Source organism: Bacillus alveayuensis (assembly GCA_030812955.1).
GTDB lineage: Bacteria > Bacillota > Bacilli > Bacillales > Aeribacillaceae > Bacillus_CB > Bacillus_CB alveayuensis.
In genome coordinates, this window is record JAUSTR010000005.1 from 83,306 (window position 1) to 99,444 (window position 16,139).

A 16,139-nucleotide genomic window follows, 5' to 3' on the forward strand; every position below is an offset into this window, starting at 1 on the left:
AGTACTGTTACCCACAATTCCTATCTTATTTTACCATAAATGTTGCATGGTCACTTTGAAGTGTTTGCTTTACATGTTGACAATTGCTTAAATGCTCCGGCAATTGATCGACATTTATTTGTCGAAAGCCTAATATTTCTAAAAATTCAATAGATGTTTGCTTGTTTGTCATTAAATAGACGCTCCGAACCTTTTTTCGTTCCTTTAATGCATCAATACTTTTTAAGAGAGCGGCAAGATGGGCTTGATTTAGTTGATCAGAAATAACAAGGGACCGAAGCAGCCCATCTTGGCCAATTAATTCCATTCCAAGACAGCCCACAATGTTTTGTTCATCACTTTCCAAAAGAACAAATTGATCAATGATCTGTTCGAAGCCCTCTGTTGATATCCCAGCCTTCCCTACAAATTGCTTCATCACTTCTAAATCTTTACGTTCGGCCATTCTTAACGAATAAAACATGACTTCCCCTCGCTTTACGTACAACCTTCATCTCGTAATAAATCTATGAGAGGGCAAATGTTTTATTCCCTATTTTTAGCTTTTCGAAAATAAATTCGTAAACCACTCAACTAAAAAAAATTTGACTTCTACTTGACTAGAATTCTCTTCTTCTCTTGTCACAAGCTTTTCTACAACTTTCAACTCTTTTTCAGTATTTAATTCCTGATCATCACGATTGGCCTCTTCGGCACGAACGGCTTCACTATTGGAAAAATCGAGAAAGCATAATGGCGGAAATAACACACACCACCAATTGGCTCCTTTCCCTTCGCCTAATGTCACTAAAATTGCTTCATAATTCCCTGCTGGATATAAATAGTTTCCGTAAAGCTTTGTCGGAAATTGAACTTTGTTAAAATCAACGGTAAAAGATTGCTGACGATTTTCTTCCTCTAATACTGTTTGGACGATTGTTTCAATTTCCGGTAACCGCTTGCGAATGATTTGTCTAGCTTTATCGATGGATGTTACGTCCTGCACCCATGTACTTACTTCACCATTGATTGCATCACGGATTTTCCGTTTTAATTGCTGGTCTTTTTCTGAATCACTATTAGCTAAAATGCGAAGTCGAATCGCCTCATTTGGAATGACTACCACTCCTGTATTTCCTCTCGCTTCTGTCGGTGAATCAAAAGCTGTTAATAGTCCGCCGATTAATAATAATAAAATATAAATAAGAACTAAAGCTTGTTTCTTCATTCATCCCCTCTCCCTTCATTCGTCATTATGGTCAGAGTGAGGATTTCTTAAACCTTCTATTTTTAAAAATCTAGAAAAATAGATTCGATAAATCATAGAATAAAATAATCTTTCAATACATGAAGCATGATTGAACACGCCCGAAAAATAAGGCTGTTCTGCCTTTCTCAAGCAAAACAGCCTTTTGGGATTAAAGCGCAGCAAACACGATTCGCTCATTTCCATTTATATCATTTACGATTTCGACTTTCGCTTCCGGAAACGCTTGCTCAATCATATTGGCAACATCTGCTCCTTGGCCGTGCCCAATTTCAAAACCAATAAATGCTTTTGATTTGATCACATAGGGAATTTCTTTCACAAGGCGGCGGTAAAAATGAAGCCCATCCGGACCTCCAGCAAGTGCTCGCTTCGGTTCAAAATCCTTTACGACGGCAGAAAGCGAAAGAATTTCCTCATCTGGAATATAAGGCGGGTTGGACACAACTATATCAACTTTTTCTCCTGCTTTGATGAATGGCTGAAGCAAATCACCTTGTATAAAGCGGACGGAAGCATTTAAGCGTTTACTGTTTTCTTTTGCCACTTTTAGCGACTCATAAGCAATATCAATTCCAGTTACGTTCATCCGTTCGTTTTCAAGAGCAAGAGTAATCGCGATGACACCGCTGCCGGTCCCAACATCTACAACGTTGATTTCCTTTTCATTCGCAAATATCTCATTTGTACGCTCGAGAATTCCGTAAACTAATTCTTCTGTTTCTGGCCTTGGAATTAACACTTCTTTATTCACTATAAAGGAGCGGCCGTAAAACTGTTCATAGCCGATTAAATATTGAACAGGAACCCCACTGGCGTGTTTATACACATCATGTTGAAAGGACTGCCAAACCTCTTCTCGGATCGATGTTCGCATATTTGCGAGCAGCTGGGCACGTGTCATCTGTAAATGATGACAAATTAAAAGCTCTGCAGCGTTTTCTTCCCTTCCCGCATTTTGTAAAAAAGAAGAAGCCCATTTAAGGGCTTCAAATACTTGCGGCACAGCTATTCCCCCGCTTGCTCTAGCTTTTTTGCTTGATCTTCCATAATTAGGGCATCAATGATTTCATCTAATTTCCCTTCTAAAATTTGATCAAGCTTTTGGATGGTTAAGCCAATACGGTGGTCAGTTACGCGGTTTTGCGGGAAGTTATAAGTACGAATCCGTTCAGAGCGGTCTCCTGTACCAACAGCCATCTTTCTCGTTTGATCATACTCGGCCTGTGCCTCCTGCTGATATTTATCATAAATACGAGCACGTAAAACTTTCATCGCCTTTTCTTTATTTTTGATTTGCGATTTTTCATCCTGGCAGGAAACGACGATTCCTGTTGGGATGTGTGTTAAACGAACAGCAGACATCGTTGTATTAACACTTTGTCCTCCCGGTCCGCTTGAAGCAAAGGTATCTACACGAATATCTTTTTCATGAATCTCCACTTCAACCTCTTCAGCTTCTGGCAGACAGGCAACCGTTGCAGTTGAAGTATGGATCCGACCGCCGGATTCCGTTTCCGGAACGCGCTGAACACGGTGAGCACCGCTCTCATATTTCAACCGTGAATACGCACCTTTACCAGTTATCATGAAAATGATTTCTTTATATCCACCCGTACCTGTGCTGTTCGCCTCCATCACTTCTGTTTTCCAGCCCTTATCTTCAGCATAACGGCTATACATGCGATATAAATCTGCAGCAAATAATGCAGCCTCTTCCCCGCCTGCAGCACCACGGATTTCCATGATGACGTTTTTATCATCATTTGGATCTTTCGGGAGCAGTAATACTTTTAAACGCTCTACTAATTCTTCTTCTCGTTTTTGTAAATCAGCGAGCTCCTCTTTGACCATTTCCCGCATTTCTGCATCAAGTTTTTCTTCTAGCATCGCTTTCGCATCATCAATCTGCTCTTTCACAGATTTATACTCTCTGTATACTTCAACCGTTTCTTGTAATTCAGATTGTTCCTTTGAATATTCACGAAGCTTTTTCGGATCATTTACCACATCTGGATCCATTAAAAGCTGATTTAATTTTTCGTAGCGTTCTTCGACTGCTTGTAAACGATCTAACACGAGCCTTCACCTCAAATTTAATCCATAACATGATAATTATAGTATAGGGGAGGAAAACCGTCAAAAGCAAATGAAGTTCGTTTATTGTGAAAGGCTCTTTTCGCAAAGATTGTTGCTTTACTATAGCTTTTCGACTGTCTGAAGCAAGTGACACGCTTGCTATGTCAAGCTTGTGAAAAGAGAAAAAATTTTTTCAAACAAGCCCATCCCCTCCTATATTGTCAAATGAGATGGTGATGTCGATTATCCATGAATCTTTTCCGAACATTACTTTCTTTGGCGAATGGCCACTTGTTTTGTCAAACAGGAAGGGACAAATTGATTGGTCACGAATATGATTACTTAAATGTTAAGATCAAAGGAGGATATGTAGATGAACACTACAACAGCTGCCAAAAAAATAGGAGTGTCGCCAAAAACTGTGCAACGCTGGGTTAAGCAGCTCAAGCTTCCAATGGTGCGGAATGAACTCGGACACTACATTTTTGCCGAGGAAGATATCGAATTACTAAAAGATATTCATAAGCAAATTCAAAATGGTGTATCGATGAAAGATCTAACCGTCAACGTTCCAATGAAAAAAGAACATGGTAATGAAAATCTTAAACGGTTTTCATCTGATGACACGGAGAAAATTTGGTCAAAATTACAAGAGCTTGAATTCATGGTTAATCAAAAAGCGGATGATGTTGTCTCCTATCAGCTTTTGCAGCATCGACAAGAAATGGAAGAATTACAAAAACGCATTGAACAGCTAGAAATGAAAATCATGAAATCGGAACAGCAGAAGCCGAAACAGGAGGAAAACGTATACGTGTTGGATGAAAAGAGAAAGCAATCTCCAAAACCTCCGCGAAAAAGTTTGATCAGCTCCATTTTCTTTGGAGTGTAAATACCCGAGAGTTTGCTGAGTGAACGAAAAAACTCGCTCAAAAAGCTTGAACGAGTTTATTTTTTGTATTGCAAGTTTACGTGAATATCATATCGTGGCAACGCTTGCTTAAATTGATACTGAAGTTGCTGCTCCTTTTTCCTCATCTCTGCTCTTGTCATTTTATTGGAAGTATAAACAGTAATCCAAGCATTTTTTCCATTGGTCCACATAGATGCTAACCAATAGCCTTTTTCCATTCCTAGGACATTTTCTATTTGCTCTTGATCTTCATTTGTATGGAGAGGGCTGTTGGATATGTCGACTAACGGATTTTGTGTTGAATAGTCAACATTGTTATCATTGTTTTGTAGAACGTTCCCTTTTGTCATGAGTCTCATTCCATTTTGATCTTGCTCAAACGTATCGCTTTGTGAATACTGCTTTACTCCACAGCCTGAAAGCAAAAAGATCACCATACAAAAAAATAGCAACTTTTTCATGATGTAAGGCACCTCCTCTTTCTTATGGTGCCCCAGACTGTTGACAAACGCTTGCATTCTTTGTTACTTCGCCCTCTTCGAATGCTCATTACCGTACTTGGTAACTCCGCTTCTCATCGGGCTCGTGCCTCGAATGACAAGCGTTTTCATTCAGTCTGAAAAATTTCTTTTTTAATAACTGAGGCACCTCCTCTTTCTTATGGTGCCCGATTTTCTTTTTTGTTCATTCTTCAAAATGATTGGCAATAAAAAGCAGAACGTATAGCCAGGTGATCACGCTTTATTTTTCACGATACTCATCGTTTCATTCATCATCGATGTTTTTGGCTTTCCCGGTACTTCATGATGGTGTCGGCAACGTGCTTCGTACGTTTCCGCAGCACCTACAAGAATAACAGGGTCATGATAAGAGGCAGGTTTTCCATTAATTAGGCGCTGTGTACGGCTTGCTGGTGAGCCACATATGGAGCAAACCGCATGAAGCTTTGTCACGATTTCTGCAATAGCCATTAATTCTGGTACTGGTCCAAATGGTTCGCCGCGGAAATCTTGATCTAATCCAGCAGCAATTACACGATGTCCTTGATTGGCCAAAAATGAGACAACGTCGATAATGCCTTCATCAAAAAACTGAACTTCATCAATTGCAACGACTTCTGTTTCTTTTTTGACAAAATCTAAAATCTCTCTTGATGTGGAAATGGGTTTGCATGTAATGGATGTTCCATTATGAGAGACGACTTCTTCCTCACTATATCTGTTATCAATGATAGGCTTAAACACACATACTTGCTGTTTTGCCAATTGGGCTCGTCTTACTCGGCGAATGAGCTCTTCTGATTTACCCGAGAACATACTGCCACATATCATTTCAAGCCATCCCTTTTGGTTCATTATATACATGGTGACAACTCCTTTTCGGTTTTAGCTCTCTCGCTTAAATCCTTTATGTAATTGTACGAGCATCTTTCATTTTTTGGGTAAATTTCATTGGCTGTCGGCCATTTTACTTTCCATTGGGAGCAAGATGGATGGATCGTCATCTTTTACCATTCGCTTATATATTTTACTGTTTTCCAAACGATTTGCTAAATGATCCCTTTTTACGTGAAAAAAACAGGCAAGATGTAGAAGCTTGCCTGTTTTGAACCGTTTGAATATTATTTAAGGCCGTATTTTTTGTTAAATTTATCTACACGTCCAGCTGCAGTAGCAAATTTTTGACGTCCTGTATAGAATGGATGGCATTCAGAACAAATCTCAACACGCACCTCATCTTTTACAGAACCGCTTTCGAATTCATTACCGCAAGCACATTTCACCAAAACCTTTTTGTATTCTGGGTGAATGCCTGGTTTCATTCTATTCATCTCCTTTTCGCCCTGAATCATTTCGAAACAGAGTTATCTATTATAGAAACGTGATCGAAAATCACGCTTCAATGTCTGAAATACACATGATGAAATTATATCAAGCCTTTTCGTGAAATGCAAGATACCGAAAAAAATTGTTAAATCTCCTTATAAACCTTTCGTTCCTACTCCTGTTGCTTTCCATTCTTCTTTAAGCATTTCAAAAAATTCTTCATTTGACTTAGTTTGACGTAATTTCTTTAAGAACCGTTCCGCAAAATCCGGTTGGTCAGACATTGTTTTTCGAATCGCCCAAAGCATTTCTAAATGATCTTTAGGAATTAACAGCTCTTCCTTTCGAGTGCCAGAACGACGAATATCAATTGCAGGGAAAATACGCTTTTCTGCTAGCGAACGGTCAAGATGAAGCTCCATATTTCCTGTTCCTTTAAATTCTTCATAAATAACATCATCCATACGCGATCCAGTATCCACTAGTGCAGTTGCTAAAATTGTTAAGCTACCGCCTTCTTCAATATTTCGTGCAGCTCCAAAAAATCGTTTCGGTCGATGGAAGGCAGCTGGGTCAATACCGCCAGATAGAGTCCGTCCGCTTGGCGGAATGACGAGGTTATATGCCCTTGCAAGACGAGTAATGGAGTCCATCAAGATGACCACATCGCGCTTATGCTCAACTAAACGCATCGCACGCTCCAATACGAGCTCCGCTACTTTAATGTGGTTTTCTGGAACCTCATCAAACGTTGAGCTTACGACATCTCCTTTGACAGAGCGTTCAATATCCGTCACCTCTTCAGGACGTTCATCAATTAAAAGGACTATTAATTCCGCATCTGGATGGTTTGTCGTAATGCTATTTGCTATTTCTTTTAATAGCATCGTTTTTCCAGCCTTTGGTGGAGCCACAATTAAACCGCGCTGCCCGAAACCAACAGGTGCAATTAAATCCATGATTCTCGTTGATAAATTAGACGAATCTGTCTCCAATTTCATTTGCCGATCTGGATATAACGGGGTTAAAGCAGGGAAGTGAACCCTTTCTTTCGCCGATTCAGGATCGTCGCCGTTTACGGCCTCAACGTGCAGTAATCCATAATATCGTTCATTTTCTTTAGGAGGTCGAACTTTTCCTGAAACTTTATCGCCGTTTCTTAAGTCAAATCGACGAATTTGCGAAGCTGAAATATAAATATCCTCAGCACTTGGAGAATAATTGATTGGACGTAAAAAACCGAATCCTTCAGATTGAATAATTTCGAGTACACCTTCCATAAAGAGAAGGTCTTCTTGTTCGGCATTCGCTTTTAAAATCGCAAAAATTAGCTCTTTTTTTGTTAATTTACTGTAATAGGAAATTTTATATTCTCTTGCTAACTCATACAACTCTTTTAATTTCATATTTTCCAGAGTTGCAATCGAAATTTCACTCATGACCACACCACACTTTTCTCACTCTTTATTTGTTGATTGTTTTATGCGAAGAATCGTCATTTCCACCCATATTTATCTTGTCAATCAATGAAAATGGATAAATGGATAGAGAAGGAAGGAAGCAGGAAGTTTAGATAAGCAGACTTTTTCTCTTTATACTTTTTATGGACTCTTTAGTTTTACCGTATTTTATTACTTTTCGCAATATATTTTTGGTTTTTACAAATGGCTGTTTTCGTAAACTTTTTTGCTTTTCGACTGTCCATGAACCGAACAAAGCACGTGGTCGGACAAATGTAATTTTATCCGACCACCGCCTTTTGTTCGGTTCACGTCACACTAAGTGTGACATAGCAAGCGTGCCGCTTGCCTGGACAGTCGAAAAGCTGTGGTAAAGCAAAATCTTTTAGACAAAAGCCTTACAAATAAACAATTTTTGATATCATTAGTCATCCTTTTTGATAGGAGGTGAGCTGTTTTAGAGGAAAAGCGATAAACGTAAATTTCCCCTCATCCCAATGATAGAAGTTTGTTTTGAAAAAGATGTTAAACAATTCTTAAAAGTCGAAAGGCAATCGGAAGATCAAACCTCCCGCTTTTAATGAAAACTTAAGCAAAGCTTCATGGTTTAATGACAAGATTTGGCTTTTTCTTTAATGAGTGCCGTCCATCAATAAATCTCACTGTGCCAGATTTTGCACGCATAACAACAGAATGAGTGGTCCCGATTGAACCTTTAAATTGAACGCCTCTTAATAATTCCCCATCTGTTACACCAGTGGCAGCAAAAATGGCATCGTCACCTTTCACTAAGTCTTCCATTCTTAATACTTTATTCACATCAATGCCCATCTTTTTACAGCGCTCTAACTCTTGATCGTTTTGCGGAAGAAGTTTTCCTTGAATTTCCCCACCTAAACATTTTAAAGCAACAGCTGCTAAAACACCTTCTGGAGCACCTCCAGAACCGAACAAAATATCAACACCTGTATGATCAAATGCTGTATTGATAGCTCCTGCCACATCGCCGTCATTAATTAATTTAATGCGTGCTCCAGCCTCGCGTAATTGATGGATGATATGCTGATGGCGTTCACGATTTAAAACCGTTGCTACGACATCTTCAATGTCTTTATTTTTCGCTTTTGCTACCGCTTTTAAATTGTCGATAATCGGTGCTTCAATGTCAATATAGCCAACCGCCTCTGGTCCGACAGCGATTTTATCCATATACATATCCGGAGCGTGCAGCATATTTCCATGATCCGCAACGGCAATGACAGCAAGTGCATTCCAGCCACCTGATGCGACAATGTTTGTCCCTTCAAGCGGGTCAACAGCTACGTCTACACGTGGGCCGTAACCCGTTCCTAGCTTCTCACCGATATAAAGCATTGGCGCTTCATCCATCTCACCTTCTCCAATAACGACCGTCCCTTTCATTGGAACCGTGTCAAAAACATCCCGCATCGCCTCTGTTGCTGCACCGTCCGCTTCATCTTTTTTACCGCGTCCCATCCATCGTGCTGATGCAAGAGCAGCTGCTTCCGTTACACGTACTAATTCCATCGTTAAACTTCTTTCCATAATCATGCTCCTCCCCTAAGTTGTCCACAGAACATTGTAAAAAAATATGATCGATAACCTGTGATTCCGATCTATTTTTCCAATTAAGCATTTCGTATTTGTTCAATTTCTCTATCTGTCATTTTTTCACGCCAAACTTTTGCACCTAAACCATTTAGCTTATCTTCTATATGACTGTAACCGCGGTCAATATGTTCAAGACCTGTAATTTCTGTGACCCCTTCCGCCATTAATCCAGCGGCTACTAACGCAGCCCCAGCGCGGAGATCGCTTGCTTTTACTTTTGCTCCTTGCAGCTTTGACGGGCCTGTAATAATAGCAGAACGCCCTTCTACTTTGACGTTTGCTCCCATTCTTCGTAATTCATCAATATGTTTGAATCGCGAAGAATAGATTGTATCTGTAATCACACTTGTACCATTTACCTTTGTTAACAATGACGTAAACGGTTGCTGCAGGTCCGTTGGAAATCCAGGATAAACAAGTGTTTTAATATCGACTGGCTTTAATTCATTTTGACGGCCAACAATATAAATTTGATCATCGCTCGTCTCAATATGGATCCCCATTTCCCTTAGCTTGGCAATCAAAGATTCTAAGTGCAACGGGATCACATTATCTACGATAAGTTCTTTAGCCATTGAAGCCCCTATAATCACATACGTACCGGCTTCAATGCGGTCAGGGATAATAGAATGGCGGCATCCATGAAGCTTCTCAACTCCATCTATGCGGATGACATCGGTTCCAGCTCCTTTAATTTTTGCTCCCATACTAGAAAGCAAAGTAGCAACATCAATAATTTCTGGTTCTTTTGCAGCATTTTCTATAATTGTCCGTCCTTTAGCTAACACAGCAGCTAACATAATGTTAATAGTTGCGCCTACACTTACAACATCGAGGTAAATTCTCGCACCCTTCAGTTCTTCAGCCCGTAAATAAATAGCTCCTTGTTCATTTGTAACAGTAGCACCTAATGCTTCAAACCCTTTAATATGTTGATCAATCGGACGCGGACCAAGATGACAGCCACCAGGCAGTCCAATAACCGCTTTTTTAAAACGGCCGAGCATCGCTCCCATTAAATAATAGGAGGCTCTTAGTTTTTTGACTTTTCCGTTTGGTAAAGGCATTGAAATCATATTAGAAGGATCGACGATGATTTTATCCTTTTCAAAAGTAATTTTACCGCCAATCTCCTCTAGTAATCCACCTAAAATTTGAACATCTGAAATGTTCGGCAGCCCTTCAATCGTAACGGGGGATTCGGCTAAAATTGTTGCGGGTATTAGTGCGACTGCGCTGTTTTTTGCTCCACTAATTTTCACCGTGCCTTCTAACGGATAACCACCTGCTACTTTTAATTTTTCCATGGTAGTCTCCCTTCTTCTATCAGAGCTTATTAAAGAAAACGAGCGCTGCTTTTTCTTTAATAAACTTCATTTTGCTGAAATGACCTCTTTTTTCAAAATAATTGCCAATCAAAGAAAGAAGCATACTATGCATCCAAGATTTTTTATGTACGAACCTTTCAAAACAATGGATTGTTCCCATTATTCGTTTGGGAACAATCCATTCATCAATTATTTATTTGCATTGTTCCAGTCAGCTAGAAATTTTTCAATTCCTTGATCTGTTAACGGATGTTTAAATAATTGCCATAAAACTTTATAAGGAACTGTTGCAATATGGGCACCACGGAGGGCAGCTTCTGTTACATGTTGTGGGTGGCGGATGGATGCAGCAATAATTTCCGTTTCAATTCCATGCAGGTCAAAAATTTGAGCAATTTCTGAGATTAAATCTAGTCCATTATGACCAATATCATCTAAACGACCTAAAAATGGTGATACATACGTTGCCCCTGCACGAGCGGCTAATAAGGCTTGGTTGGCGCTGAAAATAAGTGTTACATTTGTTTGAATCCCTTGTTCAGAAAAGATTTTAACTGCTTTCAACCCATCAGGAGTCATTGGAACTTTAATGGTAATATTCGGTGCGATTTTGGCTAATTCTTTTCCTTCTTCAACCATCTCTTCCGCCTTAGTTGAAATCACTTCTGCGCTAACAGATCCTGAAACCACCTTTGTAATTTCACGTAGGCGGTCATGAAAAGAAACATTTTCTTTGGCTACTAAACTAGGATTTGTTGTCACTCCAGATAATACCCCAAGCGACTGTGCTTCTTTAATTTCGTCAATATTTGCTGTATCAATGAAAAATAACATAAAATAGGCCTCCTAAATTGTGATCGCTTTCTAGAAAATACAAGAAATAAAACCGCCATTTGCTTTTCATACAAAAGAGCGGTTTCACTCTTTTTGATCTAGGTACAGCGCTTAGCTCTCTTCTGTCAATAAACCTTTTGAAGTGCTACTCAATTCTTGAGAGGTAAGCATTTCGTTTTGCGGGAGCTAGGATCGACATTTCGCTATTTGCCCACAGAACGTGGGCAATATTTAGCAAAATGGCCGGCATTTCCGTTTTCTTTTGATCAAGAACAATTATTCTGCCTTACCAGAAGAACCAAATTCACGCATTTTTCCAATCACTGTTTCTTTAATGGCTTCACGAGCAGGACCTAAATATTTTCTTGGATCGTAAAGATCTGGATTTTCAGCTAATACTTCACGTACACGTTTGGCAGACGCCATTTGGTTTTCTGTATTGACGTTAATTTTAGCAGTACCTAAAGAAATGGCTTTTTGAATATCTTTCGTTGGAATTCCTGTTCCTCCGTGTAATACAAGAGGGACACCTGTACGATTGCTGATTTCTTCCATTTCCACAAAGCCTAATTTCGGTTCTCCTTTGTATGGACCATGAACGGAGCCTAAAGCAGGTGCTAAGCAATCAATTCCAGTACGTTTCACAAGCTCTTCACACTCATCTGGATTTGCATAAATAATACCGTTGGCCACAACATCGTCTTCTTGTCCACCTACAACTCCTAACTCTGCTTCAACAGATACACCGTGTAAATGAGCAAGTTCAACTACTTTAGATGTTAACGCAACGTTTTCTTCAAATGGGTGGTGTGATGCATCGATCATGACAGAAGTGAATCCAGCATGAATCGCTTTTGCACAAGATTGAAAGCTTGATCCGTGATCTAAATGAATGGCGACAGGAACGGTTATGTTGTATTCTTCCATAAGTCCTTTGACCATATTCACAACCGTTTTGAAACCGCCCATATAGCGGCCAGCGCCCTCAGAAACCCCTAAAATGACGGGGGATTTTTCCTCTTCTGCAGCTTGTAAAATGGCTTGAGTAAATTCTAAGTTGTTTAGGTTGAATTGACCAACTGCATAGCCGTTTTCTTTTGCTTTATTTAGCATTTCTGTCATTGATACTAAAGGCATGCTAAAAAATCCTCCTTATGTAGCCTATTTTAAAAAGCCGAAAAGCTTACCATAAACTAGCTTGACTAGAACAAACCTTGCATATGTATTAGGGCGAGCTTTTCATATACATAAGAATACCAACTAATATGGATTTCGGCAACTTATCCGAATGAATCAAAATTGACAAAACATTAAAATCGAAAACATTTTAGTTGGATTTGATAGGCAAATACTTTTTAACGGCTTGACGTAAATCATCAATATCAAACGGTTTTGGAAAATGAGTAAGGGCTCCTAAATCCTTTGCCTCTTGAATCATATCAAGCTCTCCATATGCCGTCATGATAATGACGCGAATATCTGGATTGACTACCCTCATACGCTTTAAAATTTCAATCCCGTCCATTCCCGGAATTTTCATATCTAATAGAACAAGGTCAGGAGAATGTTTTTCTAAAATATCTAGTGCTTGGAAACCGCTTGCTGCTTGAAATGTTTGGTATCCTTCTTTTTGAAACACTTCATTAAGCAAAACTCGAATTCCGTATTGATCATCCACAATTAATATTTTTTCTTTCATATTTGACACCTCTTATTTATTTTTAGTTATTTTTGCTATTAACCATTCGAAAAAGCTACTGCTTGCTCTATTAGAGGTGCGATAGATCGTAGAAAGATTGAAAATGGCTCTTTTCTAAAAGATTGCAGCATTACTATACTTTAGCTTTTCGACTGTCCGGCAAGCGGTACGCTTGCTATGCCACGCGTGTAGCGTGAAGGGGATTGTCGGACAAATGTAATTTGTCCGACCACATGCATTGTTCGGTTCATGGACAGTCGAATAGATACAAAGTTTGCGAAAACAATCTTGAAAAAAGAAAGATCATTTTTCAATCAACAGCTCTTTTGTTCGTGAAGGATAAGCAAGTAGCTTTTACACCTACAATTTTCCATTGCTAGTTTACATATTCTTTGTGAAAAATGAATTTCCTTCCTTTTATTTTGGTTGTTTATCGACAATTTTTGCTACATTCCAAAAACGAGCTATAATGATAACATACCTTTAAAACTGCTTATGAAGTAAGGAGAGCGAATGAAGAAATGTTAAAAATATTCACTACCCAATTAATAGGATACTTCAATCGTATTTTGGAGCAAGAGGAATTTCCAATTGAAGATGGAGCCCGGCTGCTTGCCCAAGCGGCAATAGGTGAAGGCTCTATTTATATATACGGAGCTGATGAAATGGCTGGTATTTTAGATGAAGCATTAAACGGTCCGGAGCCCTTCCCGTTTGCAAAAGCCCTAAAAGAGTTAGATCACGTAACGAATACTGACCGTGTTTTACTATTTAGCCGTTTTTCCACAGATGAAAAAGCCGTAGAAATAGCCAAAAAACTGTCCGCTAAAGGGGTGCAAATCGTTGGAGTATCAGCGGCTTCACAAGAAGAAGTCCGCGACACATTACTTCATTTTGTCGATATTCATATTGATACGAAACTAAAGAAGCCGTTCATTCCAGCGGATGATGGCGGTCGCATTGGCTTCCCAACACTTATGATTTCCCTTTATATTTATCATTGTTTATCGTTTACTTTAAAAGAAATTTTAAGCGAATATGATGAGTAAGCACATGGCGTTTGACGCGCAGCGTACAAACTGGACCTTTTACAATCTAGCTGCACCTCGATCCCCGCAAGTGTGATAACCGAGAGCTTGATGTGATTTCGAAACATACAAGTGATTCAATCCTTTATCATAAATAGAGGCTGTCCCTGTGTCAGACCCCTCCGTGTAAGGCCAAACACTTAAGGGACAGCCTATCTATTCCTTAATGACTAGCATTATTTAATGATGCTTGAATAAAGTCTCTAAACAACGGCTGCGGTCTCGTTGGGCGAGATGTAAATTCTGGATGGAATTGAGACGCCACGAACCAAGGATGATCTTTTAATTCAATGATTTCGACTAATCGACCATCAGGACTTGTCCCTGAGAAAATGAATCCAGCATCTTCCATTTGCTGACGGAATTCATTGTTAAATTCATAGCGATGGCGATGGCGTTCATAAATGACTTCATCCTGATATGCTTCAAACGCACGCGTTCCTTCCACAAGCTTACAAGGATATAAACCAAGACGCAATGTTCCGCCGAGATCTTCTACATCTTTTTGCTCAGGTAATAAATCAATAATTGGATATTTTGTGTTTGGATCAATTTCCGCTGAATGTGCTCCTTCTAATCCTAAGACGTTACGCGCAAATTCAATCGATGCCACCTGCATACCTAAGCATATTCCGAGGAAAGGAATTTTTTGCTCACGAGCATATTTCACTGCCACAATTTTCCCTTCAACCCCACGATCACCAAAGCCACCTGGTACAAGCACACCATCTGCGTCCTTTAAGCAATCATGAACGTTTTCGTTTGTAACATGCTCCGCATTAATCCAATCGATTTCTACGTCTGCATCAAAAGCATAACCAGCATGGCGCAAGGCTTCTACGACAGAAAGATATGCGTCTTGAAGCTCAACATATTTTCCGACGAGAGCGATGCGGACTTTTTTCGAAAGATTGCGCACTTTATTCACTAGCTCAATCCACTCGGTCATATCCGCTTCGCCGCATTCAAGCTGCAAATGCTCACAAACGATTTGATCTAAATTTTGCTCTTGTAGTGCTAGTGGAACACTGTATAATGTATCAGCATCGCGCGCTTCAATGACAGCTTTCGGATCGATATCACAGAAAAGGGCAATTTTATCTTTCATTTCTTGAGAAATCGGCATTTCTGTACGAACGACAATCACATTCGGCTGAATTCCTAATGAACGCAGCTCTTTCACACTATGCTGAGTCGGTTTCGTTTTCATTTCTCCTGCCGCTTTAATATATGGCACGAGTGTACAATGAATATACATAACGTTATTACGCCCTACATCACTTTTAATTTGTCGGATTGCTTCAAGGAAAGGCAAAGACTCAATATCTCCAACTGTTCCGCCAATTTCTGTAATAACGACATCCGCATTAGTTTCTTTTCCAGCTCGGAAAACACGATCTTTAATTTCATTTGTAATATGTGGGATTACTTGCACCGTCCCACCTAAGTAATCTCCACGACGTTCCTTTTTCAAAACAGCTGAATAAATTTTACCTGTTGTGACATTGCTGTATTTATTCAAATTAATATCAATAAAACGCTCATAGTGGCCTAAGTCAAGGTCTGTTTCGGCACCATCATCCGTTACGAACACTTCCCCATGTTGATAAGGACTCATTGTACCTGGATCCACATTAATGTAAGGATCAAATTTTTGGATCGTCACATTTAAGCCGCGATTTTTTAATAAACGTCCTAATGAAGCAGCCGTAATCCCTTTTCCTAAAGAAGATACAACTCCTCCGGTTACAAAAATATACTTCGTCATATATTTTCCCTCCCGATGTACTCTATCCTATAATGTTTACCAAAACTTTCACACATATTGTCATATTGTGTAAAAAGCTATTCACAACATAGAGACAATCTTTTCTCTAAAAAATAAAAAAGCTCCCTTCCGCTATGGAAAGGGAGCTGATTAACATCGTTTTTAAAGAGCCCAAATAAAATATTAGCGAGGAAAAATGAGAAAGTCAACCCTTTGATTACACAGGACCAACTGATCATCTAAATAAAACATTTTCTAGGCGCAAT

Annotated in this window: 16 protein-coding genes; 2 read left to right on the forward strand and 14 right to left on the reverse strand. The window is 39.4% G+C overall.

What is annotated here, in order from left to right:
• Positions 1-25: 25 nt before the first annotated feature.
• The 4 genes from J2S06_RS08460 to prfA all read right to left on the reverse strand — a co-directional run bounded on the left by J2S06_RS08460 (position 26) and on the right by prfA (position 3,325).
• Positions 26-463 (reverse strand): GNAT family N-acetyltransferase, encoded by a 438-nt coding sequence (locus tag J2S06_RS08460; RefSeq protein ID WP_044894368.1) that lies wholly within the window; start codon positions 461-463, stop codon positions 26-28.
• Between the two features lie 75 nt (positions 464-538).
• Positions 539-1,207 carry a stage II sporulation protein R gene (gene spoIIR / locus J2S06_RS08465; RefSeq protein WP_044894367.1) on the reverse strand — a complete coding sequence of 223 codons (669 nt, stop codon included), beginning with the start codon at positions 1,205-1,207 and terminating at the stop codon, positions 539-541.
• Between the two features lie 190 nt (positions 1,208-1,397).
• Positions 1,398-2,252 carry a peptide chain release factor N(5)-glutamine methyltransferase gene (gene prmC / locus J2S06_RS08470; protein WP_419152002.1) on the reverse strand — a complete coding sequence of 285 codons (855 nt, stop codon included), beginning with the start codon at positions 2,250-2,252 and terminating at the stop codon, positions 1,398-1,400.
• A 2-nt stretch (positions 2,253-2,254) separates the two neighbouring features.
• On the reverse strand, positions 2,255-3,325 hold the full coding sequence (gene prfA / locus J2S06_RS08475) for a peptide chain release factor 1 (protein WP_044894365.1): 1,071 nt from the start codon (positions 3,323-3,325) through the stop codon (positions 2,255-2,257).
• A gap of 373 nt (positions 3,326-3,698) precedes the next feature.
• Here prfA and J2S06_RS08480 point away from each other — a divergent pair, with 373 nt between their 5' ends.
• Positions 3,699-4,217, forward strand: coding sequence for a MerR family transcriptional regulator (locus J2S06_RS08480; RefSeq protein WP_419152003.1), 519 nt, complete (start codon positions 3,699-3,701; stop codon positions 4,215-4,217).
• 56 nt (positions 4,218-4,273) lie between these two features.
• Here the strand turns inward: J2S06_RS08480 and J2S06_RS08485 are convergent, their stop codons facing one another.
• The 9 genes from J2S06_RS08485 to J2S06_RS08525 form a co-directional block, all read right to left on the reverse strand.
• Positions 4,274-4,699, reverse strand: coding sequence for a hypothetical protein (locus tag J2S06_RS08485; RefSeq protein ID WP_044894363.1), 426 nt, complete (start codon positions 4,697-4,699; stop codon positions 4,274-4,276).
• Positions 4,700-4,972: 273 nt separating this feature from the next.
• A complete protein-coding gene (locus J2S06_RS08490) occupies positions 4,973-5,602 on the reverse strand; it encodes a thymidine kinase (RefSeq protein WP_044894362.1) in 630 nt (209 codons plus the stop codon).
• Between the two features lie 257 nt (positions 5,603-5,859).
• Positions 5,860-6,060, reverse strand: a complete 201-nt coding sequence (gene rpmE / locus J2S06_RS08495; protein ID WP_044894361.1) for a 50S ribosomal protein L31 — start codon at positions 6,058-6,060, stop codon at positions 5,860-5,862.
• Positions 6,061-6,219: 159 nt separating this feature from the next.
• A complete protein-coding gene (rho, locus tag J2S06_RS08500) occupies positions 6,220-7,503 on the reverse strand; it encodes a transcription termination factor Rho (RefSeq protein ID WP_044894360.1) in 1,284 nt (427 codons plus the stop codon).
• 621 nt (positions 7,504-8,124) lie between these two features.
• Positions 8,125-9,090 (reverse strand): class II fructose-bisphosphatase, encoded by a 966-nt coding sequence (gene glpX, locus J2S06_RS08505; RefSeq protein WP_044894359.1) that lies wholly within the window; start codon positions 9,088-9,090, stop codon positions 8,125-8,127.
• 83 nt (positions 9,091-9,173) lie between these two features.
• Positions 9,174-10,463, reverse strand: a complete 1,290-nt coding sequence (locus J2S06_RS08510; protein ID WP_419152004.1) for a UDP-N-acetylglucosamine 1-carboxyvinyltransferase — start codon at positions 10,461-10,463, stop codon at positions 9,174-9,176.
• Positions 10,464-10,673: 210 nt separating this feature from the next.
• Entirely contained in the window at positions 10,674-11,318 is a 645-nt protein-coding gene (fsa, locus tag J2S06_RS08515; protein ID WP_419152005.1) for a fructose-6-phosphate aldolase, read from the reverse strand.
• Between the two features lie 276 nt (positions 11,319-11,594).
• Complete coding sequence (locus tag J2S06_RS08520) at positions 11,595-12,455, reverse strand: class II fructose-bisphosphate aldolase (RefSeq protein ID WP_419152006.1); 861 nt, start codon at positions 12,453-12,455, stop codon at positions 11,595-11,597.
• 190 nt (positions 12,456-12,645) lie between these two features.
• The gene (locus J2S06_RS08525) at positions 12,646-13,017 is read right to left on the reverse strand and encodes a response regulator (RefSeq protein WP_419152007.1); all 372 of its coding nucleotides are present in this window, start codon (positions 13,015-13,017) and stop codon (positions 12,646-12,648) included.
• A 521-nt stretch (positions 13,018-13,538) separates the two neighbouring features.
• Here J2S06_RS08525 and J2S06_RS08530 point away from each other — a divergent pair.
• Positions 13,539-14,066, forward strand: coding sequence for a DUF2529 domain-containing protein (locus J2S06_RS08530; RefSeq protein ID WP_419152008.1), 528 nt, complete (start codon positions 13,539-13,541; stop codon positions 14,064-14,066).
• Between the two features lie 202 nt (positions 14,067-14,268).
• On the opposite strand, the gene J2S06_RS08535 is transcribed toward J2S06_RS08530, so the two are convergent.
• Entirely contained in the window at positions 14,269-15,873 is a 1,605-nt protein-coding gene (locus tag J2S06_RS08535; protein ID WP_419152009.1) for a CTP synthase, read from the reverse strand.
• Positions 15,874-16,139 lie beyond the last annotated feature (266 nt).